Source organism: Spiroplasma endosymbiont of Nomada ruficornis, assembly GCF_964030795.1.
Taxonomy (GTDB): Bacteria; Bacillota_I; Bacilli_A; order Mycoplasmatales; family VBWQ01; genus Spiroplasma_E; species Spiroplasma_E ixodetis_A.
Window position 1 is genome coordinate 558,299 of the sequence record NZ_OZ034962.1, and the last position, 26,535, is coordinate 584,833.

Consider the following 26,535-nt stretch of genomic DNA (forward strand, 5'->3'; position numbering starts at 1 on the left):
AAGTTATGAATAGTAAAGAAGAGATTCAACAAAATAATGAACAAATTTTATCTTATCCTATTGATGATATTGTTGCAGAACGTTTTGGTCGATATGCCAAATATATTATTTTAGAACGAGCATTGCCCGATATCCGTGATGGTTTGAAACCAGTTCAACGTCGAATTTTGCATGCTATGAATGATTTGGGTTTAACCAATGATAAAGCATATAAAAAAGCAGCTCGTGTTGTTGGAGAAGTAATTGGTAAATATCATCCTCATGGTGATACAGCGGTTTATGCTGCTATGTGTAGAATGGCACAAGAGTGAAAGGTAGCATGACCATTAGTACAAATGCATGGTAATAAAGGTTCAATTGATGGTGATAATCCTGCTGCGATGCGATATACAGAAGCGCGTTTATCATTAATTTCAGAATTATTATTGAAGGATATTAAGAAAAATACTGTTAGTTTAATTAAAAATTTTGATGAATCAGAAACAGAACCAACAGTTTTACCTGCCTATTTTCCAAATTTATTAGTAAATGGTGCTTCTGGAATTGCTGTTGGAATGGCAACTAATATTCCACCTCATAATTTACAAGAAGTAATTAATGCAATTGTCATGAGAATTAATAATCCACAATGTAATTTAAGCGAATTAATGCGTGTTATTAAGGGTCCTGACTTTCCAACCGGAGGAATTATTCAAGGTATTAAAGGTATTAAAGAAGCTTATCGTTCTGGTAAAGGGCGAATTGCAATTCGTGCTAAAACTCATATTAATAATGAAGGTGAAATTCCACAAATAATTATTACCGAAATTCCATTTGAAGTTATTAAACAAGATTTGATTAAAAAAATTGATGATGTTAAAACATTAGCAAAAATTCATGGTATTAAAGAAGTACGTGATGAAACGGATCGTTTTGGTTTACGAATAGTTATTGATTTAGTAGAAGATAGTAAACCGCAAGAAATTTTAAATTATTTATTTAAAAATACCAATTTACAAATTTATTATAACTTTAATTTAGTAGCAATCGCTAACAAAAAACCAGTACAAATGAATTTAATTAATATGTTAGATTTTTATATTAATCATCAAATTGATGTTGTTACTAAGCGTTCACAATATGACTTAGCACAATTAGAACGAAGATTAGAGATTGTTAATGGTTTAGTTATTGCATTAAGTGAAGTTGATAAAGTAATTAAAATTATTAGAACATCAACTGACCGTATGCAAGCAAAATTAAATTTAATATCAGCTTTTAATTTTACTGATATTCAAGCAGAAGCAATTGTACAATTGCGTTTATATCGTTTAACTGCTACTGATATTCAATCATTAGTTTTAGAAAAAGCAGATATTGAAAGTAAAATTATTGTTTTACAAGAAATTCTTAATAATGAAAATTCACTACGTCAAGTTATTATTACTGAGTTAGAACAAATTAATTCTCATTTTTCTGGATTAAGAAAATCACAAATTCAAGGTGAAATTTCTGAAATTACAATTGATGAAAAAGCAACATTGCGACAAGAAAATGTATTTGTTAGTATTAGTTATGATGGTTGAATTAAGGTAATAAGTAGTAAAGTATTTTTACAAAATCTTGATTATCAAGATTTTGGACGTAAGCCAAATGATGTTATTATTGGTGGAGCAATGTTCAATAATTTTAATAATTTATTATTTTTTACAAATAAAGGTAATTATTTTTTAATACCAATTTTTAAATTAGAAGAAAATAAATGAAAAGATAATGGTATTCATGTTAATACGTTATGTAAACTTGAAGGAAATGAAAAAATTATTAGTGTTGCGCAAGTTAATAGTTTTGAACAGCCAAATGTAAATATATTAGTCGCTACTAGATATGGTTTAATTAAAAGAATGCCACTTTTAGAGTTAGCAACTACTAGATTTAATAAAACCGCCAAATATGTTAAGTTAAAAGAGAACGATAGTGTTATTAGTGTTAATAGTACTACCGGTCATGATTTTATTGTTATTAGTACTCGCAAGGGTATGACTTTAAAATATTTAGAAACGAAAGTTCCATTATTAACTAAAACTGCAACAGGTGTTAAAGCTTTGAAAATTAATTCTGCAGAAGATGAAGTGGTAGGAATGGCTTGTGGTAATAGTAATGATATTTATGCAATGTTAACATCAGTTGGAACAATTAAACGAATGTTATTCAATACTATTGAACAAACTTCACGAACAACAAAAGGTAATAAAGTAATAAAAGTTCCTAAAAGTAAAAGTATTAGTATTATTAAAACCTTCTTATCACCAGCAACATCTTTTATTAATATATTAACGAAAAAAGAAAAATGATTAGTGATTAAAGCAAGTGACATTAATCTTAGCAAGGTAAATGAAGGAACTGGCAAAGTAGTTGCTGATGATATTATTGCTGGTGGTAATAATTTAGTGATTGATTTAAAAACTGATGTTATTGATGCTGATATATCATCAATATCAGAAAATTTTAATACAAAAGAAAGCAACAATGGTATTTAAAATAAACTTTTTTATTGAAAATTATGAACTTTTTTAAAGAATTAGTTTTTTTGATTTTCATAATATAAATTTAAATAATAATTATAGTTAAGAGTGAATAGGATAGGACTTATATCAATGCTATAATTATTATAGTAGTGATTTAAGGAGGAAGTATAGATGACAAATAATATTATTAAATATCAATCTCTAATTAATGGTGAGTTGTATGAAAATGGTAATTGAATATCAGTTATTAACCCCACTACTAATAAAATAGCAGGCCAAGTTCCTGCCTTAACTAAAGTTGAAATTAAAAAAGTATATGAATTTGCAAAATTTGCTCAAAAAAATTGAGAACAAATGCCTATTTTAAAAAGAATTTCTTTTTTAAATTCTTGAAAACAATTAATTATTCGCGATAAATTAATACTTGCTGAATTAATGACCAATGAAATTGCTAAAGGCACAAAAGCGGCTTGCAGTGAAATTGATAGAACAGTTGAATATATGGAATATACTTTACAAGAAGCATTACGTCTTCATCCTGAATCTTATACAGGTGATAGTTGAGGAAGTATGAACAAATTAGCTATTTTTGAATACGTACCAAAAGGAATTGTTCTTGCTATTTCCCCTTTTAATTATCCGATAAATTTATCAGTCTCTAAAATATTTCCAGCACTTGTGACCGGTAATAGTGTTGTTTTTAAACCTGCAACACAAGGATCATTGGTGGGATTACACTTAGCTAAATTAGCCAAAGAAGCTAACATTCCTAATGGTGTTTTTAATGCTATAAGTGGTAAAGGTAGTGAAATTGGTGATAGTTTAGTTGAAAATGAAGCAATTAATGTTATTTCTTTTACTGGTAGTGCTGTTGTTGGTAATCGTATTTCACAGAAATCTTTAAAAGCTGATTTGATTTTAGAATTAGGAGGTAAAGATCCAGCAATAGTGCTTAATGATGCTGATCTTGAAGATACAGCAACCAAAATCATTAAAGGTGCATTTAGTTATTCAGGACAACGATGTACTGCTATTAAGAGAGTGTTAGTACAAAGAACAATTAGTAGCAAATTAATTCCAATTTTAAAAGAAAAAGTTGAAAAATTAACTGTTGGTTTGCCCACAGATGATTGTGATATTACTCCTGTTATTGATCAACCAACAGTTGATAATGCTAAAAAATTAATTAAAGATGCTTTAGATAAAGGAGCAAATTGTTTAATTGGTAATAAATTTAAAGAAAATTTAATGTGACCAACTATTATTACTGACGTAACAACAAAAATGAATTTAGCATGAGAAGAACCTTTTGCACCATTGTTGCCGATTATTATTTTTGATGAAGTAAAAGAAGCAATTAATATTACAAATGATTCACAATATGGTTTACAAGCTTCTGTTTTTACTACTAATATTAATAGTGCAATGAGTATTGGTAAATTATTAGAAGTTGGAAGTGTTAATATTAATGATCAGTCACAACGTGGTCCCGATCACTTTTCTTTTGTTGGTGTTAAGGATTCAGGTCTTGGCGTACAAGGTATTCGTCCTTCGTTACTTGCTTTTACTAGACCAAAAGGGATTGTTATTAATTGAAAAACAAAAATTTAAAAGAAAAAATAAAACTTATTTTTTTATTAAAATAGTGGTAAGATAAAAATGTAATAAATTTTTGTCCTTGTTAATTAGATTTTTATTTTTTTAACATTCTTATATAAAAAGCATAATAAAAATATTACATATCATTGTAACTTTTATTTTAAAAAGTAAGTTATTAAAATAGTACCGAGGATAAAGTACTGTTACATGAAATGCAAAAAATATGGAGGTAAATATGGCAAAACGAAAAATTGTCCTTGTTGGATGTGGAGCTGTTGGTAGTAGTTTTATTTACAGTGCCATTAATCAAGGTTTAGCCCAAGAATATGTATTAATTGATGCTTTTGAAGGTATAGCTGAAGGTAATGCGATTGATTTTGCTGATTGTCAAGCAGCTTTAGATCATCCTTTTATTTCAATTAAGGCTGGAAATTACAGTGATTGTAAAGATGCTGATATTATTGTTATTACTGCTGGAAGACCACAAAAAGATGGTGAAACAAGATTAAATATGGTAGCAGATAATGCCAAAATTATGAAGAGCATTGCTTTAGAAATTAAAAAATCAGGATTTAAAGGTGTTACTATTATTGCATCTAATCCTGTTGATATAATGACAACTGTTTATCAAAAAATTACACAATTTGATTATCATCAAGTATTAGGTTCTGGTACAATTTTAGATACCTTACGTTTACAATATTTAATTGGAGAAAAAATTGCAGTTAATCCAAAGTCAGTTGCTGCTTATGTAATTGGTGAACATGGTGATTCTTCAATGATTCCTTGAAGTTCGGTTTCGGTAGGTAATAAAATTATTTATCAACAAATTACTGAAGGTAGAATTAAAGAAAAAGATTTAGAAGAATTAAGAAAAGAAGTAGCACAAAGAGCTTATAAAATTATTAAATTAAAACGCGCAACTTTTTATGGTATTGGTGCAGCATTGGCATTATTAGTAAGAAATATCCTTGAAGGACAAAATCACGTTTTAGTAGCGGGTGCTTATTTACAAGGAGAATATGGACAGCAAGGTTTTTATATTGGTGTACCAACAATACTTTACGAAAAAGGTTGAAAAAGAGTAGTTCAGTTACCATTAACGAAAGAAGAGCAAACGGCATTTGATAAATCTTGTGCAATTATTAAAGAAACTTTAGAAACAGCTTTTGCGGCTATTAAATAAAAGATAGGAGTAGTTTATTCGTGAATACAAGTGTAGAAAATATGAATAATGAAGAAACATTAACAAGTATTGAAACTTATATTGCTGTTTATAAGTATGCATTAAAGAAAGCACAAAGTCCGTTATTAAAAACTTTTTTAATGGGTATTGCGGCCGGACTTTTTGTTGGTATTGCTTATATTGCGGCTATTTTTGGTAGTAGAGGATTAAGTGATAATGGTATTAAAAATTTAACATTTGGTTTTATTTTTACTTTAGCAATTACTATGATTGTCTTTATGGGTGGTGAACTTTTTACTTCTAATTCCATGATATTTATGCCATTAATAAAAAAACAAGTTAAGTTAACAAGAATGTTAATTAACTTACTAGTAGTATTAATTGGTAATTTTATAGGTTGTTTTATTCTTTCATTATTTACATGATGAGCAGGATTTTTTGATAATCAAGCTTTTTTGGATAATGCTGTTAGTATTTTTGATCATAAATTAGTAATGTCTTGATGAAAAGCCTTTTTTAGTGGTATATTATGTAATTTTTTAGTAGCAGAAAGTGTTTATATTTCTCATGCCACTCGTTCATCTACTGCTAAATTTTTATTAATAGGATTAGTAATTATGGTTTTTGCCTTATCTGGTTTTTCTCACGTTGTAGCAAATTCTTATGTTTGAGGATTAGGACCTTTGTTTAATATTTATGGAATTCATAGTGGATTTAATGACTTTTTACAATTTGGTTATCAAGTACAACTTCCAACCTTATTTGGTAATTTTATTGGTGGTGGTATTTTATTACCTGGTATGTATTATTTAATCTTTAGAAAAGAATTACCAAAAATAACATTATAAATATATTATTAGTTTAATATAAAAATTAATCCATTACTTTAGTTTTAAGTAATGGATTTATTAATTTTATGAAAATAAATTAATTGTAAATAGAAGTTATTTGATAAGCATATTTTAAAATTTGTCAAATTAAAGATTTTAAAAAGGAGAATGGTTTTGATAAAAAATATTTTTTAGAAAATAGATTAGAATACTTTAATATTAATTTTTTATTGCATTTATTTTTTTTGAAAATTAAAATGTAATTAACTTCTTAAATTTAAGAAGTTAATGGGGAAAAAGGGGTTTTCATCATGAAAGCATTATTAAAAACATTAAGTGTTTTAACACTTGCAACAACCGTTAGCAGTTTAAGTAGTATTTTAAATACTAATAATATAGGTACGAATGCTAATCAGTTACAAGATTTAAAATGTAATCTTCAACAAAATAAAGATGATATTTCTTTAATTAATTTGCTGAATTATACTTGCACTACAAGTATAATTCAGCACTAATGAAATAAGTGAAATAAAATTATTAAATAATCAAGAAAATAAGGGTAAATCTTCAACTAATTTTTTCGTTAAAACATTAAATAATACAAATTATGTTCTTAATATTGATGCAAATATAAACAAAATTGAGAATTTAGAAGTTAATACTAAAAGTATTCCTGATGGAATGAATGGCGAAATTAATAGATATAATAAAACAGTTAGTATTTTTACACAGTATAAAACTGATGACTTATATTGATATCAAGTGTTTTAAATAATATTATTTAAATAATTACCTAGTTACTGATATTTTTTATTTTTAATATTAGTAACATTTTTTCATATAAGGAAGTTTAAAAATAATTCCTTTATTTAATTGAACTAACTATTTAATTATGCAATAATATTTTATTGTATATAACTCAATTATTATTAAGGAGGCGCACAATGCGTGATGGATTAACTTTAAGATGTGAAGTTTGCAAAGAAGAAAATTATATTGCTGATCGTAATAAAAAAACTAAGCCTGAAAAATTAGAAACAAAAAAACATTGTTCTCGTTGTAATCAACATACACTACATAAAGAAAAGAAATAAGTTTTACTTATTTCTTTTCTTTAATTTGCAGTACAATATACTTAGTTATTAATTAATGATTTATTAAAAGGATTGAATTTAAAATGAAAAATTTAAATAAAAAAGAAATTATTGAAACAATATTAACCAAAAATAAAATAGATGCTATGTTATTTTATTCTCCCGAAAATCGCTTTTGATATAGTGATTTTATTTCAACGTTAGGTTATTTATTGATTAGCAAAAATGATGCAAATTTATTATTAGATGGAAGATATATTACTGAGGGAAAAGAAAATACCAAAAATGTTAAATGCATTCAATTTAGTAATATTTTTTCTTCATTGAAAGATTTATTAAAATCACAAAAAATTAAAAAAATTGGTTTTGAAGCAGAATATATTACTATTGCTCAATTAGAAAGTTGAAAGCAAGAAATTAAAGATATTGAATTTGTTCCAATTTATGTTAGTTCACTAAGAATGATTAAAGATGAAATCGAAATTGCACGAATTGCAAAAGCTTGTGCTATTGGTGATTTGGCTTTTAATGAAGTTTTAAACTTTATCCGACCTGGTGTTAGTGAAAAAGATGTTGAAGATATAATATTACGTTCATTTGTTAAAAATGGTGCAACAAAAGCATCATTTGATACTATTGTTGCTTCTGGAGAAAGAGGAGCAATGCCTCATGGTAAAGCTAGTAATAAAAAAATTGGCAATAATGAGTTAATTACTTGTGACTTTGGTTGTGTATATGAAGGTTTTTGTTCAGATATGACTAGAACTTTTGCGATTGGTAAAGTTAATCCAAAATTAATTGAAATTCATGAAATAGTTAAGTCAGCACAAATGGCAGGAATTAAGGCTGTAAAGCCGGGTATAGCTATTGGTGAAATTGATAAGATTTGTAGAGAATATATTAAAGAAAAGGGTTATGAACAATATTTTACTCATGGTACTGGTCATGGACTTGGTATTGAAATTCATGAATCACCTTGAGTTATTAAAAATGAATCTACTATTTTAGTTCCGGGAATGGTTATTACTGTTGAACCAGGTATTTATATCCCTAATTTAGGTGGTGTTAGAATTGAAGATGATATTTTAGTTACCAAAGATGGTTATCAAATTTTAACAAAATCATCTCGTGAAATTGATATTTGAAAGGAGAAAAAATAAAAATGATTAACGTTAATGATTTTAAACCAGGAATTACTTTTTTACATAATAAAACTGATATTTTAATAGTTATTGAATCAGCACATTCTAAAAGTGGACGTGGACAAGCGCATGTGAAAGTAAAAGCAAAAAATTTAAGAACACAAGCTATTATTAGTATTACTTTTACTGGTGGTGATACAGTTTATCCAGCTATTATTGATAAACGACCAGCAATTTATAGTTATGATGATGGTATGTATTCAGTTTTTATGGATAATGAAGATTATAATGAAATTAGGATTGATCAATCACGCTTATCATGAGAAAAAAAATTTTTAGTTCCTGGTAATGAAGTATCATTAAGGGTTTATAAAAATTTAGAAATATTAGGTATTGATTTACCTCCTTCGGTAGTATTAGCGGTTGTTGATGCTCCACCAGGAGTAAAGGGAAATAGTGTTTCTAATACAACAAAAACAGCTATTTTAGAAACTGGTTTACAATTACAAGTACCAATGTTTATTAATAATGGTGATAAAATTGTAGTAAGTACAGATGAAGGGAAATACAAAACTCGCGCTTAAGAAAGGTGAATATTATGGAAATACTTATTGAAGAAAGTAAAGTTGGAACATTAAAATTATCTTCGTCAATTATTAAAAAATTTATTTATATGTTATTAATTAATGATAACTATCAATTAACATTAGAAGATGTTGAAGTTCTAATGTTAGAAACAAATGATATTACTGCTATTAATAATAATATTGTTGTGCGAATAAAATTAATTGTTAATCCAAATGAAGATTTAGTAAATTTAAAAAATAAAATTAATAATTTAATTTTAAGACGTACTGAATCAGCTTTAAATTTATTTTTATTAAATATTCATATAATATTTATTGCTCAAACTAAGGAAGTAGAAATCAACAATGCAAGAACAAAAGAAGATAACCCAGCATCATAAAAGAATTGGCATGATGGAAGTATTATATCAATATTTCCTTGAAGGCCAATCACAACAATCGTTTAAACAATTTCTTTTTGAAGAAGAAGGTAAGAGTTTAATTACTGAACAATGTGAGATATTAAATAAAATAATTGATTATGAATATGATTTAATAGATTTAATCAATAATAATTTAAAACAAGGATGAGATTTTGAAAATTTAAAACCAATTGAACAAGCAATTTTAATTTTAGCAGTGTATGAAATTGTCCATACTAAAACAGATAAAAAAATTATTATTAATGAAGCTATTATTATAACTAAAGCTTATTGTCCAAATGATGCTTATAAATACATTAATGGTGTTTTAGATAAAATAAATAAGTAATTATAACTAGTATATGATTGAATTTAGTTAATAACTATATTTCTAATATAAATATATTATATTATTTTAAAGATAATTTTTTATTTTATAATCCAATATTTTTGTTCAATATAACTATTTTTTTAAAATTAATAGTTAAAAAATAAAAAAATAAAGTATAATATACTTTAATAAACTTAATATAAGTTTTTACCCATTGTTTTTTAAAGCAAATGGGTTCTTTTGTTTTTAAAAAGGAGAAGTATATATGCCATTAACTAAAGAAGAATCTTTTTTAATATTAGATAAAGAAATTAAAGAATTAGATGAAAAAATATCTTATATTGATAAAAAAAATACAGAATTAAAATTAAATATTTCATTAATCAAAGAGGAGGAATTTTTTACATTAGATGAAGAAATCAATGAATTAACTGGACAAATATTTGATGAAGAAGATAAAAATATAAAATTAATTGGAGAAATTAAAGTATTAGAAAAAATATTAAAGTTCTAGAAAAACAAAAAAACCAAAAAAATTGAAAACTAACTTTTTTAAATGTATTTACTTTTGGTATTTTTAAATATTATAAAAATAGCTGAATTATACTTGTAAGTGCAAGTAAATAAAATTGCAAAAAATTCTCATATAAAAATTTCATAATGCTAAATTTAGTTTAGAAAAAAGTAAGGAGTTTTTATATGAGTTATAAACATCTTGGCATAGATGAAAGGATTTATATTGAGAATCAATTGAAATTTAAATTTAAAATTAGTGAAATAGCTAAAAATCTTAATCGAAGTATTAGTACTATTATTCGAGAAATTAATAGAAATAAAGATAATAATCATTATTTTTCATTAATTTCACAAAATAAAGCTGAAAATCGAAAACAATCACATATTAGTTTTCATAAGTTTAAAAATAAGAATTTAGTAAAATATGTACAACAAAAATTACTATTAGGTTGATCACCTGAACAAATTTATGGCAGAATTAAAAATTTTCATAAAGAGTGAGTTATTAGTTTTAAAACAATTTATACTTGAATTTATTTTGGAATGCTTGATAAAGTTACTAGTAAAAATTTAAGAAGAAAAGGTAAAAAACGAAAATCTAAAGAAAATAGTGACAAGTTTAATGGTAAATCAATTAAAGAACGAGATATAAATGTTAATGATCGTATAACACTTGGTCATTGAGAAGGAGATACTATAGTATCATCACGAGGTAAAAGCAAATCATGTTTAATAACTTTAGTTGAAAGAGTATCACGATTTACTTTAGCAATATTAGTTAAAAACAGAACTACTAAAGTTATTAATAAAAATGTCAGTTATTATTTATCAATTCTTCCTAAAAACATTGTTAAAACTATTACTTTTGATCGTGGCAAAGAATTTTCAAATTGACAACAACTTGAAAAAAATTTAGATGTAAAAATTTATTTTGCCAATCCATATTCACCTTGACAAAGAGGTACTAATGAAAATACTAATGGTTTAATTAGAGAAAAATTTCCTAAAAAATTTATTTTTTCAAAAACAAAAATGAAGTTCATAAATTTATATTGTCTTTAAATCAAAGACCGAGAAAAATATTAAATTATCTTTCACCAATCGAATATTTGGATAGAAAAATAATTTAGTTGCACTTACCTTTACAATTTAGCATTAAATATAATTAATTATCAATGATATTATTGGCAATTAAATATAATAAATAAGTAACATTATGTACTTATTTATTTCAATGTTATAATTATTTTAAGATTAAATTTAAAAATATATAATTAGATTGGAAGTAAAAAATGATTCCCGAATATCGATTATTTAACCATCTTTTGCTTTTAAAAAGTAATTATTTTTTTAAGCGCGAAATTAAAAAAAAATTAGGTCATTTAAAAGCAAAAGATTATCGTAATACTTATAACTTAATATTTAATAGTAATCAAAATTTAATGTTTATGAAAATAGTAAGTGTTTATTTATATTTTAATAAAATTTCTTATAAAGAATATTTAAGATTAGTTGCAAATTTTATATTAACTATTTCTGCTTTAATTCCTACTTTTAAGCGTCAAGAAAAACAGTTAGATGATTATCAAAATGCCAAGGAACTTTTATTATTACTTGGATGTAAAGACCAAATAAAAGTTTGGTTTGATGATACTTCAAAAGTAGTATTACCTGATTTTTTGGTAAATAATTCTAATTTGAAAAAAGAAAGTTTGCTCATAATTAAAAGATTGGTAAATATTAGTGGTAATATTTTTATTAATTTAACTAAGAATGAAACAAACATAAAAAATAATTATGAGTTTGGAAGTTTATTAATGTTATTTTACTTGTTGGATTTAGAAACTAGAAAAACATTGCTGACAAAAGATAGTACTGATTTAAATTTAAAAGCTTTTTTTTCATATGAAACTTTATTTACTAATAAGTTGATAATTTTAGATGAATTGGTTAAATTTGCTATTCGCTTAGAACAAACTAATTTTAATTTTTATATTAGAATAATGAATTATTCTTTGTTAGGAAATTATCAATAAATTAAGGAGAAAAAATATGAATAATTATGATATAAAAGTTGAAAATATTAAAAGTAAATTTTTAAACTTTAATAAAGATATTATTATTGCTTTACCTTCTATTTATGATCAAAATATTGCTTATGAAGTTTATTTAGTTTTTGATGGTAAAGATATGTTACTTAATAGTAATAGTAATATTTTATTTGAAAATAATAGTAATTGTATTTTTATTGGTATTGGTAGTACCAATAATATGACTCGTTTTAATGATTTAGCAACTTATACCAATGATGATGTAAAAATATTAATGACAAAATATTTTCCTGAATTAAAAAAAAGTAACATTGATTTTCTTGGTGGTAATGGTAAAAATTACTTAGAATTTATTATTAATGAGGTTATACCATTTGTTATTAAAAAGTTTAATTTAAAAATTAAAAATTTAAATGCCATTGGTTGTTCTTTGGGAGCATATTTTTGTTTACAAATGTTATATTTATCAAAATTACAATTTACAAAATTATTATTATTTTCGCCAGCAATTTGATTTAATTCACAAATTATTGAAGATTTAAAAACTAAAGTTTTAAATAATAATCAACCTTTAATAGTTGAACTATGGGTAGGAAAAAAAGAACCAAAGTTTTTTGAAGGCAAATTAGTAACAAATTATGAAAGTAATACTATTGAATTAAAAAAAATATTAACTAATGGAAAAATTACTACTAATTTAGTAATTGATGAAAATGGTAGTCATGGTTTTAAATGATGAATTAAATATATTAATGAAAATCCTTTAATTCTTATTACCTAATTGAAACTATGGTTTTTCTTTTTTTCTAAAAATATTATTAATTTTTAGAATTAAAATAATACTTGCAAAAAATAATACAATAGTATTAGTTGTAATAATAGCAGGTTGATTAGACAATATTGCAAAAATAATTCATGTTATTGCTGATAGTACCAAAATAATATACATATATAATGATAATGATTTTGTATCTCTGGTGCGAATTATTTTAAAACTTTGAGGAATTAAAACAATACTAGTTAAAATTGCTCCAATCCAAGATAAAATATTAATTGTAAGTTCCATATCTTTCTCTCCTAAATTCTTACTATATTTTAGTATTCTAAATGTTATTATAAGATATTAATGGTTAAGTTGATAGTAAAAATAATAATTTTAAGTATAATTATTTTAATAAATTAATATATGGGAGGAAAAATGAGCAGAAATAATAGTATTATAATGTTTAATGAGAATGAATGCTAAATTGTAAAGGTAAGTGCAACTAAATTATTTTTCTATCCAAATATTCGATTGGTGAAAGATAATTTAATATTTTTCTCGGTCTTTGATTTAAAGACAATATAAATTTATGAACTTCATTTTTGTTTTTGAAAAAATAAATTTTTTAGGAAATTTTTCTCTAATTAAACCATTAGTATTTTCATTAGTACCTCTTTGTCAAGGTGAATATGGATTGGCAAAATAAATTTTTACATCTAAATTTTTTTCAAGTTGTTGTCAATTTGAAAATTCTTTGCCACGATCAAAAGTAATAGTTTTAACAATGTTTTTAGGAAGAATTGATAAATAATAACTGACATTTTTATTAATAACTTTAGTAGTTCTGTTTTTAACGAATATTGCTAAAGTAAATCGTGATACTCTTTCAACTAAAGTTATTAAACATGATTTGCTTTTACCTCGTGATGATACTATAGTATCTCCTTCTCAATGACCAAGTGTTATACGATCATTAACATTTATATCTCGTTCTTTAATTGATTTACCATTAAACTTGTCACTATTTTCTTTAGATTTTCGTTTTTTACCTTTTCTTCTTAAATTTTTACTAGTAACTTTATCAAGCATTCCAAAATAAATTCAAGTATAAATTGTTTTAAAACTAATAACTCACTCTTTATGAAAATTTTTAATTCTGCCATAAATTTGTTCAGGTGATCAACCTAATAGTAATTTTTGTTGTACATATTTTACTAAATTCTTATTTTTAAACTTATGAAAACTAATATGTGATTGTTTTCGATTTTCAGCTTTATTTTGTGCAATTAATGAAAAATAATGATTATTATCTTTATTTCTATTAATTTCTCGAATAATAGTACTAATACTTCGATTAAGATTTTTAGCTATTTCACTAATTTTAAATTTAAATTTCAATTGATTCTCAATATAAATCCTTTCATCTATGCCAAGATGTTTATAACTCATATAAAAACTCCTTACTTTTTTCTAAACTAAATTTAGCATTATGAAATTTTTATATGAGAATTTTTTGCAATTTTATTTACTTGCACTTACAAGTATAATTCAGCAATTTCTAATATAATTTAAATTTTTAAATTGATTAAAATTAAAAATTTGTATAGTATTTTAATTATTATTTTTATATTTTCATTTCTAAAAATTTATCTTTACATTTAATTAAAAATAGTGTATTATATTTAAGTTGTTGATTAATTCGCAATTTTTTTTTAAGATATGATTGATAAAAAAATATCAAAAAGTTGTTAATGATGTCAAAGAAATAAATAATATCATGAAATTATTTGACAACTTTTAATTTTAGAAAAATTAGATGAATTAATACTTTAAAATGTAAGTAAGTATATTATATATAAATAATAAATAAAACTAATCCTTTTTTAAAATAATCCTCTTTTAGAGGTTATTTTTCGGGTTATAATTATCATTTTTTCTAAATTTATTCAAAATTTATTTTTAAGGAGAAATATATGAGTTTTACAGAACTAAATTTAAAACAAGAATTAACTGCTGCTATTGCTAAATGAGGTTATACTACCCCAACACCAATTCAAAAGAAGACAATTCCAGTTTCTTTACAAAAAAAAGATATTATTGGAAAAAGTCATACCGGAACCGGAAAAACTGCTGCTTTTGTCTTACCTATATTACATAATTTAGATATAAAATTATATCGTAATCAAGCCATTATTGTTTGTCCAACTAGAGAATTGGCAATCCAAGTTGCTAAACAAGTAAAAAAATATGCTTATTTTTTAAATGGTGTTAATGTTGCTTTATTATGTGGTGGTGTTAATATTAGAAATCAATTATATGATTTAAGAACTAGTAATATAGTTGTTGGAACACCAGGAAGAATTACTGATCATATTAATCGTGGTAGTTTAAGATTAAATTCAATTAAAACATTAGTTTTAGATGAAGCAGATGAAATGTTAAAAATGGGATTTAAAAAAGATATTGATTTCTTATTTGAGAATTCACCACAAAATATTCAAACTGTCCTTTTTTCAGCAACAATGTCAAAACCAGTTTTAAAAATTGCTGATGATTATCAAAATAATCCAGTTAGTATTACTGTTGAAGATGAAAGTCAAAAATTACAACAAGCAAATATTAAACAATATTATTTTGATTGTCGTAATATAACAAAAGAAACTGCATTAGTTACTTTATATCAAAAATTACAACCACAATTAAGTATTGTTTTTTCAAATACAAAAGCTTTTACTAACAAAATTGCACAATTATTAGAACAAAATAATATTAAATGTGCTGTTATTAACGGTGATAAAAGTCAAAGAGAACGTATGGAAGCAATGAGACAATTTAAAAATGGTAAGGTTAAAGTATTAATTGCTACTGATGTTGTTGCTAGAGGAATTGACATTAATGGCATTGATTATGTTTTTAATTATGATATTCCACGTGAATATGAATACTATACTCATCGTATTGGTAGAACAGCTCGTGCTGGAGCACAAGGAACTGCTATTACTTTAGTAAGTAATAGAGTTCAATATAATGAAATTCAAGAAATTCAATATTATCAAAATCATGAAATTACTTTACTAGATACTACAGGTTGAGATTTGCCTAAAAATGTTGTTAAAGTACCAACTAAATTAAATTTTTCATCTCATAATAATAGAAATGATTTTAAACGTAATGTTGATAATAATTCAAAATGAAAAAGAAAACCAAAATATTAAAAGGGCGGTTATCAAAAATCCGGAATAAATTAAATCTTATATAGTCTTATTATATTTTAGACAAGAAATAATTTGGATTTTTATGAAATTGTATTTAAATAATATAATTTTTTTTAAAATATTGCAACTAAAATACTTATAATTAAATTGGGAGCGTACCGAAGATGTCGATAAATAAAAATTTTTAAAAATAACTCCTTTCTTTTTTAAACTATTAAATTAAAAAATAAATGACAAAAGACGAGAATAAAATTCTTGTCTTTTTTTGTAATTGTAAAATTTTAAAATTTTTAATAACCGTCTTTAGCACTATTATCAACACGTGTTAGGGAAATAAAAAAGTGAACTACAACATAGTTGTTAAAAATAGTAGCTAGCATGTGGACTTGCATGGATAAATAAAAAGTGGAGTGATACCTAATAAAATATACTAACCAGAAATGGTAATTCTTGGGGTGGGAGCGAATTGGAAACTAGTATATATAGACCCGGAGTGGGGACCAACTATTATTCTTTATTTAACCAACCTTGCCACTACCAAGTGAGCAAGTGTTGGTTTTATTTTTTATTTTTTTTTGAAAAATTTTTGGGCGAGAAAATAAATTTCAAACTTGTAAAAAAAATTGAGCGGGACCGGTTCAATTAAAATATTAATTTGCTAAACGCAAATTAAATAAATATTGAATCGAATGCCTCAATGTTTTTTAAAATTTCACAATTTATTTTTGAGCCCAGAATTGCTGGAATGAATAAAACAAATAGTAGTATTATTAATAATCTAAGAATAAAAATATATGTTCTTTATGCTAGAAGCAACAGAACATATTAGGAAAGGATTATTATGCAAATAGAATTTAAAAAAGAACAAATTGTTAAAGATAAACCACCATCTATTCTTATTGATTATGTTGAATATAAATTATCTCTTCCAAAATGAATGATTAAAAATAATTCTTTTATTGTTGATAACAGTTGCACATATTGAGTTTTTAATTTAGAAAATATTAAAAAATAATTAAGTGGTAATGAATTAATAAAGTTATTAGAACCATATATTAAAGACCAAAAAATAACTGTTAATAAACCAACTGCTCCAAAATAATATTATCTTAATGATATAAAACTTGAACAATTAACATTTTATGAACAGCATAATAGTTGATTTATGGGTGAAATAACAGATAACAAAACTAAAATTACTAATCCTTGTTTTAAATATAACATTACGTGAGAAGAAAACAGAAAAGGTTTTAAAATAAATAATCCATATAAACATGATGATTTACCAATTAATTATATAGTTACTTCTTATAAGGAAATTTCAACTCATAATGAAAAAGTATTTTTGTTGAACATGTAAACAAAATAAATTAGATTATTTATTCTTTAATACTAATGATATAAAAACAAGAAAATATTTTTTAAGAGATAAAAATAGTAAAGCAATTTGTTATGACTGTATTTTAAATATTAGGTTAAGTAGGAGGTATAAATATGAATAAAGAAAAAATACTTGAATATCTTAAAGATGAATGAGAATGAAATAAAGAAATGAGAGACGATGAAAAAGTAACTAAACTTTGAAAAAGTTGTTTTAATGGAAGATTAAATCTTATATCTCAATTAAATCAAAAAATTAAAAATGGTGAATTTGATTAATAATGCAATATGACTTAATTATTGGGATTGACCCCGCTGGTATTGGTAATAATGGAATTGTTATATATTCAAATGAAACAAATAGGATTATTTATACAGAAACATTCAACACAACACATGTTTTTGAAAGTAAAAATCGTTATAAAAGAATATTATCAATAATCAAAGAACAATTTTTTGAAAACAAAATATTAGTTATTGTAGAAAATTTCTTTTTAAGTTCAAAACAATTATTAACTAATCCATTAGCAACTCCTAAAATTATTGGTTCATTAATGGTATTAGTACAAGATGTTTTCAACTGAGATTATCTAGAAAACCAACCAAAAAATAAAAATAAAATAACAAATTATAAAGGAAATATAAAATTAACAAAACATGAACAAGATGCATATAAACACATTCAATACTATTTAAGGAATTATAAAAATGAAAGATAAAGCCAATTATGTCAAATTAACAGTAAAACTAAGTAACACTATTGAAGCAAAATATTACGAAAAAGGTAATAAAGAATTATATTATAGTGTTCGTGGTCAATGAAATGGTTTAAACTATGTTACTTTAATTTTTAATAATCCAAAATTTTATAACCGATGTATTTTATTAAACAAAAACGATGAAATTATTGTCACTGGTCAAATTTTTAATACTTTAAACATTCCTAAAATCGTGTATTTTGTTCAATTAATGTTAAATGATTTAAAAAATGAAAAGAGTAAAAAATGATATGATGAGAAATTTTATTAATAGCACCAATATTAATAACAAGTATAACACTAATAATATTTTTAATATTTATTATTAAAGAATTAAAAAATGAATATAAAGTATTAAAAATATTAAGTGAAATTGCTAATCAAATTGAAAATAAGGAGAATAAATAATGAAATGTTTTCTTTGCATGCATGGAGAAATATATTCTCCAAAAACCTTGTATAAAATAAAAAAATTGAAAAAAATAATTTACCAAGATAGAGATATTGATAGTGAAGATTTTAAGAAAAGATATGAATATCTTTTAAAAAAATTAGGTGATGGTGATAATCAAATTATTTGAATAAATTTCTTAATAAAGCAAGAAAGAAATAATAGAAAGGAGAATAAATAATGAATAAAGAAGTATGTTGTGAAGATTGTTGTGTATGTGATAAAAAACATGATTTATTTACTTGCGAAAAAAACTGCTGAGAAATGTATGTGAACATTGTTATCAAGGTGATAAAGAACATAGAAATAAAGTTGATGAAATTAATAAATCAAGACATAAAAATTGTATTAATAAAGAAAGATTTATGCAATATCTTAAAAACACATATCGCTTAAACGGATATTATGAAGAAGTTTATAAACCAATTAAAACCAGAATTAAAGACCGGTGATTTGATAATGACTAATTATTTACTTTCAATTGACCCAAGTATTAAAAATACTGGATTTACTTTATGAAAAAAAGTTTATTTACATGATAAATATGATTTTTGAAATTGAAAACCAATATTTGTTAAAAGTTATAATTTAAAAGAATATGATGGACAAAGAAAATTTTATTGAGATATAAAAGTTAATGATAATGAATTGGATTTAATTATTGAACGTGGTACTTTTAATTCAAAAAATGGTATTGGTTATGAAACTCAAGAACATTTACGTGGTTTTATTGCAGGACAATTTAATAAATTATTAACAAAAGATATGTTAATAAGTCCAAGTGAATGAAAGAAATGATATGAACGTTATGACCCACCTATTTTTTGATTAAGACCTTGAGATAAAGAACTAAGTATATATGTTGCTGAAGAAATTATTAAAGAAATAATTGAAATATAAAAATATCAAATCATGATGAAGCAGATAGTTTATTAATTGGTTGATATTATTTAAATAAGGAGAATAAATAATGAATAAAGAAAAATTACTTAAATATATGAAAGATATAATTAAATGAACTAAAAAAATTAATTATACAAACTCTGATTTGGACAAAAATATTTTAAATTTATTAATTGAAAAAATAGAAAAAGGTGAATTTGATAATGACTAAATTAACAGATTTATTTGGTCAAGATAAAATAGAAATATTTTCACCAAATCCCAAAGATTTAACAGATAGTAATGATATAAAAGCAATTATTTTATGAAAATATCCTAATGTTATTGCTGAATATTTAGTTGTTTCTCAACCACATGCAAATACTGCTATTTTAGTTGGTGATAACGTTCACTATACAGGTTGAGTTGAAGTGTTTATTAAACCAAAAAATGAAGGAGTAAATGAAAATGCCAAATGACACGAATGTACAATCAAATAACTATACTTTATTAAAAATAATAAGAATTGGAATAAGTCCATTATCAGCAATGATTGGTACAAGTGCTTATTATGGTCAAATTATTGGTAATCCAGTATTAGGAAGTATTAATGCTTTATTATTTAGTAAAAAGTTAGGAATTGATATATGAAACTTAAATCAAATGCCAAGTACTAAAAAGAAAATATTAAATTCAAGTAAAAAAAATATTATTAGGTTTAGGAACTATTGGTTTAATTAATTATGCAAAATTTACAAAAATCAATCCTAATCCTGAACCACCACCTTGATTAACAACTACTACCACAGAAACACCACCATGACCATTATTATTAACTAATGATAATAAACAACAAATGGATTGAGATACATATATTAGTTTAAGTACTTATGGTATATCAAATCTAATTGGTGGGTTAAGTGAACTAATACCTAATAGATTTGAAGTAATAAGAAAAATATGTAATATGGCAACTAGTGGATGTCTAATTTCAAGTGGTGTAGCTATGGGTATAAATAATGATTTTAATAATGCTTATGCAGTACCAACAATAGTTGCTGGTGCAAGTGAAATTATACATAATTTATTACCTATGGAAACTACAAATTATAATCAAGAAATGCAAGAAACATCATTTACAAATGAAACAAGAAGATTAATTAATAGTGATGCTATTAGTAATAATAGTGGAAGTAGTGATGTTTTATATGAAAGACCAACTACATATGATAGTTTATAAAGGAGATGATAACTAATGAATAAAGAAAAATTGATTGAATATTATAACAATGAAATTCAGACATATAAAGAAAGAATGGAACAATTAAATAAAGAAATATCTTTATTGGTAACTATTATAAGTAATTCAAAATCCATGATTGAAAGAATTAATAATGGTCAATTTGACGAATAATTAAAAATAAATAATTGAAAGGAAATAATTGAAAATGAAAGAATTTTTACATGAATTAATTATTATTGGAACAAGTGTAGGAACATTAATTTGTAGAGAATTAATTGTTTGATTGAAAAGATTTATTACAACTCCAAAACATATTAGAAGAAATAATAAAGTGATGAAACATCAAAAAAAATTAGCAAAACTTAATGAAAAAATTAATGGAAAAGAAAATAAATAATAAAGGTGTGATTTAAATGTTAGAAAATGAAACTAATGTTGAACAAAATACTGAACCTTTAATTGAAAATAATAATTTACAACAAGAGCAAGAAATTAAGATTGTTGAATTAGAAAATAAGTTAAATAAACTTAATCAAGAAATTAAAGAAAAAGAAATAATTAATATATTTAAAAAATATCAAGTTAAAAAAGAATTTTATGAATTTTTAAAATTTAAAACAAGTAATATAGAAAATTCAAAAATTGAAGAAACTATTAAAAAAATGATTAAAGAACAACCACTATTTAAAGAACCAATTAATACAGGTGGTAAACAAGAAACAATATTAACAAATCAAGAAACTTCAATAAAAAGTAGTTTATTAGATTATAAAAAGAAAAATAATTTATAAAAGAAAGGAAAATTTAAAATGCCAAATCCAGTGCCATTTAAACAAAATTTAGATAATACTACAAAATTAGTAGAAACACCTGAATTTATAGAATTTTATAAACAATCAAATAGTCCATGAGCAAGTTTTTTTCCAATTGAAATGGTTAATTCTACAAAAATTGAATTTATAGTTAAAAAACCAAAAGACCCAACATTCAAAATACTTCATTGAAATGATAAAAGTAAAGGATTAGAAGTTGGTTATGTTGATACTGATAAAATTATTAAAGAAATTACAAAAGAAGCTAGTACAGGAGAAATGATTGGTGAAGTTGATTTATTTGCAGATAATGGGCAAAATTTACTAGAAAGTATGCAATATGAAGTTGCTAATGATTTAGCAGATTATTTAGCAAATAATGATACAAATACAATTGCTAAATCTGCCAAAAAAGTAATCATTACTGATACAACACCAGTAGGATATTTAAAATCAATGTTATCAGCATGAAATACTTTATTTCAATTAAGAAATAGTAATAATTGTAAATTTTTTATAACAAATAGTCTTTATGATACTTTAGTTTATTTAGCAGATAATAAAGGTTTAATTACTGATAATCAACTAGCACAACAATTAAGATTAAATGGAACAAATTTATATATTAAAGGTGTATTATGTCAAATTGTTATGGATGATTATATGACATTTAAAAATACTGAAAATAAAAATCAAATTATGAATTTTGTTTTAGCAACACCAAAAGCAATGAAAAGATATATGTTACAACAAACTAGTATATATGTTGAAGATATTAAAGATGGTAAAGTTCCAAAAAGATATTTAGTTGGTGGACAAGTAACAGGAGAATCTATTCCTTATATGTCAAACTCAGAAACAGAATCAAGATGAATGTTATGTGGTATTGTTAATAAAAAATATTTAAGTGAAGAAATTACAACATTAACAACTAATATTACTGCTGATACTACTAAAAAGAATAAATTATTAGATACAACAATTAAAAATACAACTGAACTAAATAATTTAAATCCAAATTTAACAACTCCAATTATTAATTATTTTAGTGATGCCCAAGGTCAAGTGGATGTAAGTAATCAAAACCAAAAAGCAGGAGATTTATATGTAGTAATCACTACTAATGACACTGATAAAAATTATCAAGGTTCAACAAATCCTATAAAAATAACTCTTAAATAAGGATAATTATTATGCCAATTGGTACAACTAGTACAGCAATACTTTTAAACATAAATAAACCAAAACATACTAGAACAAGTCAACAACAAGAACATAAAAGTTGATGATGAGAAATTTTAGAAATGATTGGTGTACAAGTAATAGCAGTAGCACTTGCTCCTTTTACTGGTGGATTAAGTGAAAGTTTAGCACTTGGTTTAGGTGCAAGTGATTTACTTGCTAGTATTAGTGCTGTTGGTGTAGAGTTTTTAACTGATTTTACTATTAATCAAGTTTATGATTATTTAAAAGGAAATGTTACACCATTAAATACTTTTTTTAATATATTACCTGCATTTGCTGGACTTAATAGAATTAGTCGTGGTTATCGTACAACTAAATTTATTAGTTTAGCAGAAAAAACTAAAACATTAGAACAAATTGGCATTAAAAAAGCAAAAAATTTACAAGAAATCATTAGTCAAGTAAGTGGAAAAGAAATTTTAACAGATAAAATTATTGGAAATAAACGTTATTTATTTAATTATAACCATGCTCCAAATCGCGAAACAATAATACAAAATTTAGGTTTTGTTGCTGAAAGACAATATAAAAATAATTTTGCAAAATTAGAAGTACAAGAATTAAAAAATTATTTATTATTACAAAATGAATTAATAAAGTTAAGTCCACAGTTAACTCCTAAATTTAAAATTAAAGATATTGATAAAGCAAACAATTTTTTACAAAAATATAATACTGATTTAAAAGAAGTATTAAAAATGAACCAACATGACTGATTAAATTTAGTTCATACAATACATGCAGAAAATAGATATGGAAAATCTTTAATTTTAGATTTACAAAAAATTCGTGCTAATGCAATTAAATTTAATTTTAAAAATAGTTCAATTCATAAATTAGTATTAAAAGCAAATCAAACTTTTAAATATTTTGATATTAAATTTTATTTTAAAAAAGGTTTAAATAAATTTTGAAAAGATACTTCATATTTTGAAAAAATAAGAATAAATATTTATAAATTACAAGAGAAATTCGAAAAATTAGAAAAACAAGCATTTGAAAAAATTAATAAATTAAAAGAAAAAACAATTGATGTATTTACAAGTGCTGAAAAGAAAGCAATTAAACATGCACAATTAATTCCATTAAATTCACCAGTATTTATGGCTTGTAAAATTCAACCTTTATCATTAGATAAATGTGGAATTACTATTTATCATCGTAATCCTAAATATAAACCAATTGTAGTTATTGATAGTATTATCAAAGCAGAAACTTTTGTTATTCAAATACATCCATTTCATTGATATAGATGATATAGCGGTTGATATATTGGATATGGAGTTAGTCAAAATAAATGATTAAAAAGTATTGCTTTTGCTCTACCAGTTGTACAACAAATGATTAAAGATAGTTTTAAAATTTATAGGCAAATATTAAGGACAATTAGAACTTATCATAAAGTAGTTAATGTTATTAATAATCCTATTGATAATGTCAATAAATCATTTAAAAGGGTGGGTTTAAAATTATCAGTTAATACTGTATTTGGTACTGGATTGTTAAGACATTTAGAAAAATTTGCATATAATCAAGTTGTAAAAAAAGGAAATAAAAAATTACAAAAAGAAATTATACATATATCACATAGAAAAACTAAATCAAAAACCAAACGTTATAAAAAAGCATTTTTTAAGGAATGATAAAATATGATTAATAAACTTTGAACTGGTGTCAGTTTAGAAAATTATAATAACTGATATCCATTAACTGGAACAATTACAGAAACACCACGACAATATATAAATACATGACCAAATGTTGATGATTGATTTAAAACATTTGCTATTCGTGCTCAAAATGATATTAATGCTTATCTTGATTTTATTTTATCTAAATTTCCTTTTGATAGTTTTAAAGATGAATTAATTAAAGAAACTTTAAGAGATATGGTTTATGTTATGGTTGAACATTGAGTATTTAATCGTACACCAATTGAATTTAATGTTGATGCTACTATTCAATTTAATAATGGTAATCAATTTAGTGCAAGTAGTACTCCTACGATTAATATTTGAGATTTAGCACCTAGTAGAATGAAAATATGAGCAAGATTAACAGAATTAAAACAAATATTTTCAAATTATAATAATGATGAAATAGATGTTGAAAAAATTGACTTAAAAGCATTTTATACTAGAAACCAAGTTAATGAATTAATTCAAGAACAAAAAGAATTTACATTATCAAAGCAAATAAAATTATATGATGATACCATTAATGGTAATAAAAATGAAACATATAGGGGACCAGTTACAAATTTAATAAATAAAGGTTATGTTGCAACAGAATATGACTCAAAAACTGAAACTATGATTTTAGATTGACCTAATGAAATTGGAACATTACCACCTGATGTTTTACAAAACAATCCACAAATTGGTGATTATACACATGCACCAACTTGTGATTTTTCTGCTAAACAACAAAAACGAATTACTACAAATGAAAATGAAATTACCAAATTAAATAGTGAATTAATTAAAACAAACGAAAATATTAATGATGTTAAAAATAATTGATTTAATATTGAAACTAGTCCCTTATGAAAAAAAGTTGAAAATAATAATATAGAAATATTTAAATGATATTTTATTAAAATCAGTTATCAATATTCAACAGAAAATAACTTTATGAAATTTTATAAAGTAATTAAAATTTATTTAAATAATGTTTTTAACGAATTTGAATTGTTAAATGTTGATTCCATGACTTATGGAGAACAAATACAAAATAAAAATATTTTAAATATTGGAACTATTTACTATAACAATAAAAAGAAACAATTTAGTGGTGGTGGTAATTCTTATCCTGAACTTGGAAAAATTAATTTAATTGGTGATATAGAAGAAATATATCAATATCAAGGAATAGATACACCAACTGAATTTATAGCAGAAGAAAATACTGAACATGATTATTATACAAAACTAGAAACAAATCAATTATTAGATAAAAAACAAGATAAGTTAATTGCTGGTGAAAATATTAAAATTGATGAAAATAATAAAATTAGTGCTACTTGCGGGAAAACTGATTTAACTGATTATTATAAAAAAGAAGAAGTAGATAAAAAATTAGACAATAAAATGGATAAAGACCAATTCAAATATGCTTTTTCTATAAATACTATTGGTACTGAAATTCCTAATTTAGAAACTACTGATAAAACTGTTGCTGGTGCTATTAATGAAATTATCAAAAAACAACCACAACCAATTCCAATTCCTCCAAGTAGTTCAATTTGAAAAGAAGTAGGAATAAGAGAAAAAAATAAATGAGATAATTGACAAATTACTTATGATTTTATAGTTAATAAAAGATATAAAGTTTATTATTCTTGAAATATATATAATAATGTTTTTGCAATTAAAGAATTTATTATAACTAATACAAAAATAGCAGGTGTACCAATAGAAGTTTTTAACAATAATACTAATGTCTTAGTTTTATCAGTACAACACTCAAAATTTATTACTATTTATTCTTTAAAAGGTAGCGATAAAGGTAATACATGAAAAGTAGAAGAATTACAGGAATAA

General features: G+C 23.7%; 37 protein-coding genes. 35 read left to right on the forward strand and 2 right to left on the reverse strand.

Annotated features, from left to right (window positions below; all coding sequences use genetic code 4):
* The first annotated feature begins 5 nt into the window (after positions 1 to 5).
* From parC to AAHM79_RS03430, 14 genes are all read left to right on the forward strand, one after another.
* Positions 6 to 2,519: a DNA topoisomerase IV subunit A gene (gene parC / locus AAHM79_RS03365; protein WP_342258125.1), complete on the forward strand. Its 2,514-nt coding sequence runs from the start codon at positions 6 to 8 to the stop codon at positions 2,517 to 2,519.
* 159 nt (positions 2,520 to 2,678) lie between these two features.
* Positions 2,679 to 4,118 (forward strand): NADP-dependent glyceraldehyde-3-phosphate dehydrogenase, encoded by a 1,440-nt coding sequence (locus tag AAHM79_RS03370; protein ID WP_342258126.1) that lies wholly within the window; start codon positions 2,679 to 2,681, stop codon positions 4,116 to 4,118.
* A 223-nt stretch (positions 4,119 to 4,341) separates the two neighbouring features.
* On the forward strand, positions 4,342 to 5,292 hold the full coding sequence (locus tag AAHM79_RS03375; RefSeq protein ID WP_342258127.1) for an L-lactate dehydrogenase: 951 nt from the start codon (positions 4,342 to 4,344) through the stop codon (positions 5,290 to 5,292).
* A 20-nt stretch (positions 5,293 to 5,312) separates the two neighbouring features.
* Positions 5,313 to 6,140, forward strand: coding sequence for a formate/nitrite transporter family protein (locus AAHM79_RS03380; protein ID WP_342258128.1), 828 nt, complete (start codon positions 5,313 to 5,315; stop codon positions 6,138 to 6,140).
* Positions 6,141 to 6,433: 293 nt separating this feature from the next.
* Entirely contained in the window at positions 6,434 to 6,637 is a 204-nt protein-coding gene (locus AAHM79_RS03385) for a hypothetical protein (RefSeq protein WP_342258129.1), read from the forward strand.
* 429 nt (positions 6,638 to 7,066) lie between these two features.
* A complete protein-coding gene (rpmG, locus tag AAHM79_RS03390) occupies positions 7,067 to 7,216 on the forward strand; it encodes a 50S ribosomal protein L33 (RefSeq protein ID WP_174481164.1) in 150 nt (49 codons plus the stop codon).
* Positions 7,217 to 7,299: 83 nt separating this feature from the next.
* Positions 7,300 to 8,376 (forward strand): aminopeptidase P family protein, encoded by a 1,077-nt coding sequence (locus tag AAHM79_RS03395; protein WP_342258130.1) that lies wholly within the window; start codon positions 7,300 to 7,302, stop codon positions 8,374 to 8,376.
* Positions 8,377 to 8,378: 2 nt separating this feature from the next.
* Positions 8,379 to 8,942 (forward strand): elongation factor P, encoded by a 564-nt coding sequence (gene efp, locus AAHM79_RS03400; protein WP_174481165.1) that lies wholly within the window; start codon positions 8,379 to 8,381, stop codon positions 8,940 to 8,942.
* A gap of 14 nt (positions 8,943 to 8,956) precedes the next feature.
* On the forward strand, positions 8,957 to 9,325 hold the full coding sequence (locus AAHM79_RS03405) for a hypothetical protein (protein WP_342258131.1): 369 nt from the start codon (positions 8,957 to 8,959) through the stop codon (positions 9,323 to 9,325).
* A complete protein-coding gene (gene nusB / locus AAHM79_RS03410) occupies positions 9,291 to 9,695 on the forward strand; it encodes a transcription antitermination factor NusB (RefSeq protein WP_338959222.1) in 405 nt (134 codons plus the stop codon). The genes AAHM79_RS03405 and nusB overlap by 35 nt, the downstream gene beginning before the upstream one ends.
* Positions 9,696 to 9,942: 247 nt before the next feature.
* The gene (locus AAHM79_RS03415; RefSeq protein ID WP_342258132.1) at positions 9,943 to 10,191 is read left to right on the forward strand and encodes a hypothetical protein; all 249 of its coding nucleotides are present in this window, start codon (positions 9,943 to 9,945) and stop codon (positions 10,189 to 10,191) included.
* A gap of 185 nt (positions 10,192 to 10,376) precedes the next feature.
* Positions 10,377 to 11,255, forward strand: coding sequence for an IS30 family transposase (locus AAHM79_RS03420; protein ID WP_342258133.1), 879 nt, complete (start codon positions 10,377 to 10,379; stop codon positions 11,253 to 11,255).
* A gap of 380 nt (positions 11,256 to 11,635) precedes the next feature.
* Positions 11,636 to 12,229, forward strand: a complete 594-nt coding sequence (locus AAHM79_RS03425) for a hypothetical protein (RefSeq protein ID WP_342258134.1) — start codon at positions 11,636 to 11,638, stop codon at positions 12,227 to 12,229.
* Positions 12,230 to 12,245: 16 nt separating this feature from the next.
* Positions 12,246 to 13,025, forward strand: coding sequence for an alpha/beta hydrolase-fold protein (locus tag AAHM79_RS03430; RefSeq protein ID WP_342258135.1), 780 nt, complete (start codon positions 12,246 to 12,248; stop codon positions 13,023 to 13,025).
* Positions 13,026 to 13,031: 6 nt separating this feature from the next.
* On the opposite strand, the gene AAHM79_RS03435 is transcribed toward AAHM79_RS03430, so the two are convergent.
* Together AAHM79_RS03435 and AAHM79_RS03440 are read right to left on the reverse strand one after the other, a co-directional pair.
* On the reverse strand, positions 13,032 to 13,310 hold the full coding sequence (locus AAHM79_RS03435; RefSeq protein ID WP_342258136.1) for a SemiSWEET family sugar transporter: 279 nt from the start codon (positions 13,308 to 13,310) through the stop codon (positions 13,032 to 13,034).
* Between the two features lie 267 nt (positions 13,311 to 13,577).
* Positions 13,578 to 14,456 carry an IS30 family transposase gene (locus tag AAHM79_RS03440; protein WP_342258137.1) on the reverse strand — a complete coding sequence of 293 codons (879 nt, stop codon included), beginning with the start codon at positions 14,454 to 14,456 and terminating at the stop codon, positions 13,578 to 13,580.
* A gap of 524 nt (positions 14,457 to 14,980) precedes the next feature.
* Between AAHM79_RS03440 and AAHM79_RS03445 the strand changes: the two genes are divergently transcribed.
* From AAHM79_RS03445 to AAHM79_RS03545, 21 genes are all read left to right on the forward strand, one after another.
* Complete coding sequence (locus AAHM79_RS03445; RefSeq protein ID WP_339039580.1) at positions 14,981 to 16,222, forward strand: DEAD/DEAH box helicase; 1,242 nt, start codon at positions 14,981 to 14,983, stop codon at positions 16,220 to 16,222.
* 697 nt (positions 16,223 to 16,919) lie between these two features.
* The gene (locus AAHM79_RS03450; protein ID WP_338958910.1) at positions 16,920 to 17,051 is read left to right on the forward strand and encodes a hypothetical protein; all 132 of its coding nucleotides are present in this window, start codon (positions 16,920 to 16,922) and stop codon (positions 17,049 to 17,051) included.
* A 12-nt stretch (positions 17,052 to 17,063) separates the two neighbouring features.
* Positions 17,064 to 17,237 carry a hypothetical protein gene (locus AAHM79_RS03455; protein ID WP_342258138.1) on the forward strand — a complete coding sequence of 58 codons (174 nt, stop codon included), beginning with the start codon at positions 17,064 to 17,066 and terminating at the stop codon, positions 17,235 to 17,237.
* A gap of 150 nt (positions 17,238 to 17,387) precedes the next feature.
* Positions 17,388 to 17,582: a hypothetical protein gene (locus tag AAHM79_RS03460; protein ID WP_342257314.1), complete on the forward strand. Its 195-nt coding sequence runs from the start codon at positions 17,388 to 17,390 to the stop codon at positions 17,580 to 17,582.
* Positions 17,583 to 17,716: 134 nt separating this feature from the next.
* On the forward strand, positions 17,717 to 17,881 hold the full coding sequence (locus AAHM79_RS03465) for a hypothetical protein (protein WP_338957566.1): 165 nt from the start codon (positions 17,717 to 17,719) through the stop codon (positions 17,879 to 17,881).
* 2 nt (positions 17,882 to 17,883) lie between these two features.
* Positions 17,884 to 18,321, forward strand: a complete 438-nt coding sequence (locus AAHM79_RS03470) for a hypothetical protein (RefSeq protein WP_338957565.1) — start codon at positions 17,884 to 17,886, stop codon at positions 18,319 to 18,321.
* Positions 18,311 to 18,631 (forward strand): hypothetical protein, encoded by a 321-nt coding sequence (locus tag AAHM79_RS03475; protein ID WP_342257315.1) that lies wholly within the window; start codon positions 18,311 to 18,313, stop codon positions 18,629 to 18,631. Before AAHM79_RS03470 ends, AAHM79_RS03475 begins: the two co-directional genes overlap by 11 nt.
* Complete coding sequence (locus tag AAHM79_RS03480) at positions 18,607 to 18,768, forward strand: hypothetical protein (protein WP_338957563.1); 162 nt, start codon at positions 18,607 to 18,609, stop codon at positions 18,766 to 18,768. Before AAHM79_RS03475 ends, AAHM79_RS03480 begins: the two co-directional genes overlap by 25 nt.
* A 17-nt stretch (positions 18,769 to 18,785) precedes the next feature.
* Positions 18,786 to 18,992 (forward strand): hypothetical protein, encoded by a 207-nt coding sequence (locus tag AAHM79_RS03485; protein ID WP_342257316.1) that lies wholly within the window; start codon positions 18,786 to 18,788, stop codon positions 18,990 to 18,992.
* Positions 18,993 to 19,053: 61 nt separating this feature from the next.
* Entirely contained in the window at positions 19,054 to 19,278 is a 225-nt protein-coding gene (locus AAHM79_RS03490; RefSeq protein WP_342257317.1) for a hypothetical protein, read from the forward strand.
* Positions 19,217 to 19,711 carry a hypothetical protein gene (locus AAHM79_RS03495; RefSeq protein ID WP_342257318.1) on the forward strand — a complete coding sequence of 165 codons (495 nt, stop codon included), beginning with the start codon at positions 19,217 to 19,219 and terminating at the stop codon, positions 19,709 to 19,711. Before AAHM79_RS03490 ends, AAHM79_RS03495 begins: the two co-directional genes overlap by 62 nt.
* Positions 19,712 to 19,781: 70 nt before the next feature.
* Positions 19,782 to 19,925, forward strand: coding sequence for a hypothetical protein (locus tag AAHM79_RS03500; protein ID WP_338957559.1), 144 nt, complete (start codon positions 19,782 to 19,784; stop codon positions 19,923 to 19,925).
* Positions 19,918 to 20,193: a hypothetical protein gene (locus AAHM79_RS03505; protein WP_338957557.1), complete on the forward strand. Its 276-nt coding sequence runs from the start codon at positions 19,918 to 19,920 to the stop codon at positions 20,191 to 20,193. The genes AAHM79_RS03500 and AAHM79_RS03505 overlap by 8 nt, the downstream gene beginning before the upstream one ends.
* A complete protein-coding gene (locus AAHM79_RS03510) occupies positions 20,162 to 20,434 on the forward strand; it encodes a hypothetical protein (protein ID WP_342257221.1) in 273 nt (90 codons plus the stop codon). The genes AAHM79_RS03505 and AAHM79_RS03510 overlap by 32 nt, the downstream gene beginning before the upstream one ends.
* Positions 20,435 to 20,549: 115 nt before the next feature.
* On the forward strand, positions 20,550 to 20,933 hold the full coding sequence (locus tag AAHM79_RS03515) for a hypothetical protein (RefSeq protein WP_342257220.1): 384 nt from the start codon (positions 20,550 to 20,552) through the stop codon (positions 20,931 to 20,933).
* 15 nt (positions 20,934 to 20,948) lie between these two features.
* Positions 20,949 to 21,107 carry a hypothetical protein gene (locus AAHM79_RS03520; RefSeq protein WP_338957552.1) on the forward strand — a complete coding sequence of 53 codons (159 nt, stop codon included), beginning with the start codon at positions 20,949 to 20,951 and terminating at the stop codon, positions 21,105 to 21,107.
* A gap of 34 nt (positions 21,108 to 21,141) precedes the next feature.
* Entirely contained in the window at positions 21,142 to 21,333 is a 192-nt protein-coding gene (locus tag AAHM79_RS03525) for a hypothetical protein (protein ID WP_342257320.1), read from the forward strand.
* 16 nt (positions 21,334 to 21,349) lie between these two features.
* A complete protein-coding gene (locus AAHM79_RS03530; protein WP_342257219.1) occupies positions 21,350 to 21,727 on the forward strand; it encodes a hypothetical protein in 378 nt (125 codons plus the stop codon).
* Positions 21,728 to 21,745: 18 nt separating this feature from the next.
* A complete protein-coding gene (locus AAHM79_RS03535; protein ID WP_338958609.1) occupies positions 21,746 to 22,930 on the forward strand; it encodes a hypothetical protein in 1,185 nt (394 codons plus the stop codon).
* An 11-nt stretch (positions 22,931 to 22,941) separates the two neighbouring features.
* The gene (locus AAHM79_RS03540) at positions 22,942 to 24,639 is read left to right on the forward strand and encodes a hypothetical protein (protein WP_342257321.1); all 1,698 of its coding nucleotides are present in this window, start codon (positions 22,942 to 22,944) and stop codon (positions 24,637 to 24,639) included.
* Between the two features lie 3 nt (positions 24,640 to 24,642).
* A complete protein-coding gene (locus AAHM79_RS03545; protein ID WP_342257209.1) occupies positions 24,643 to 26,535 on the forward strand; it encodes a hypothetical protein in 1,893 nt (630 codons plus the stop codon).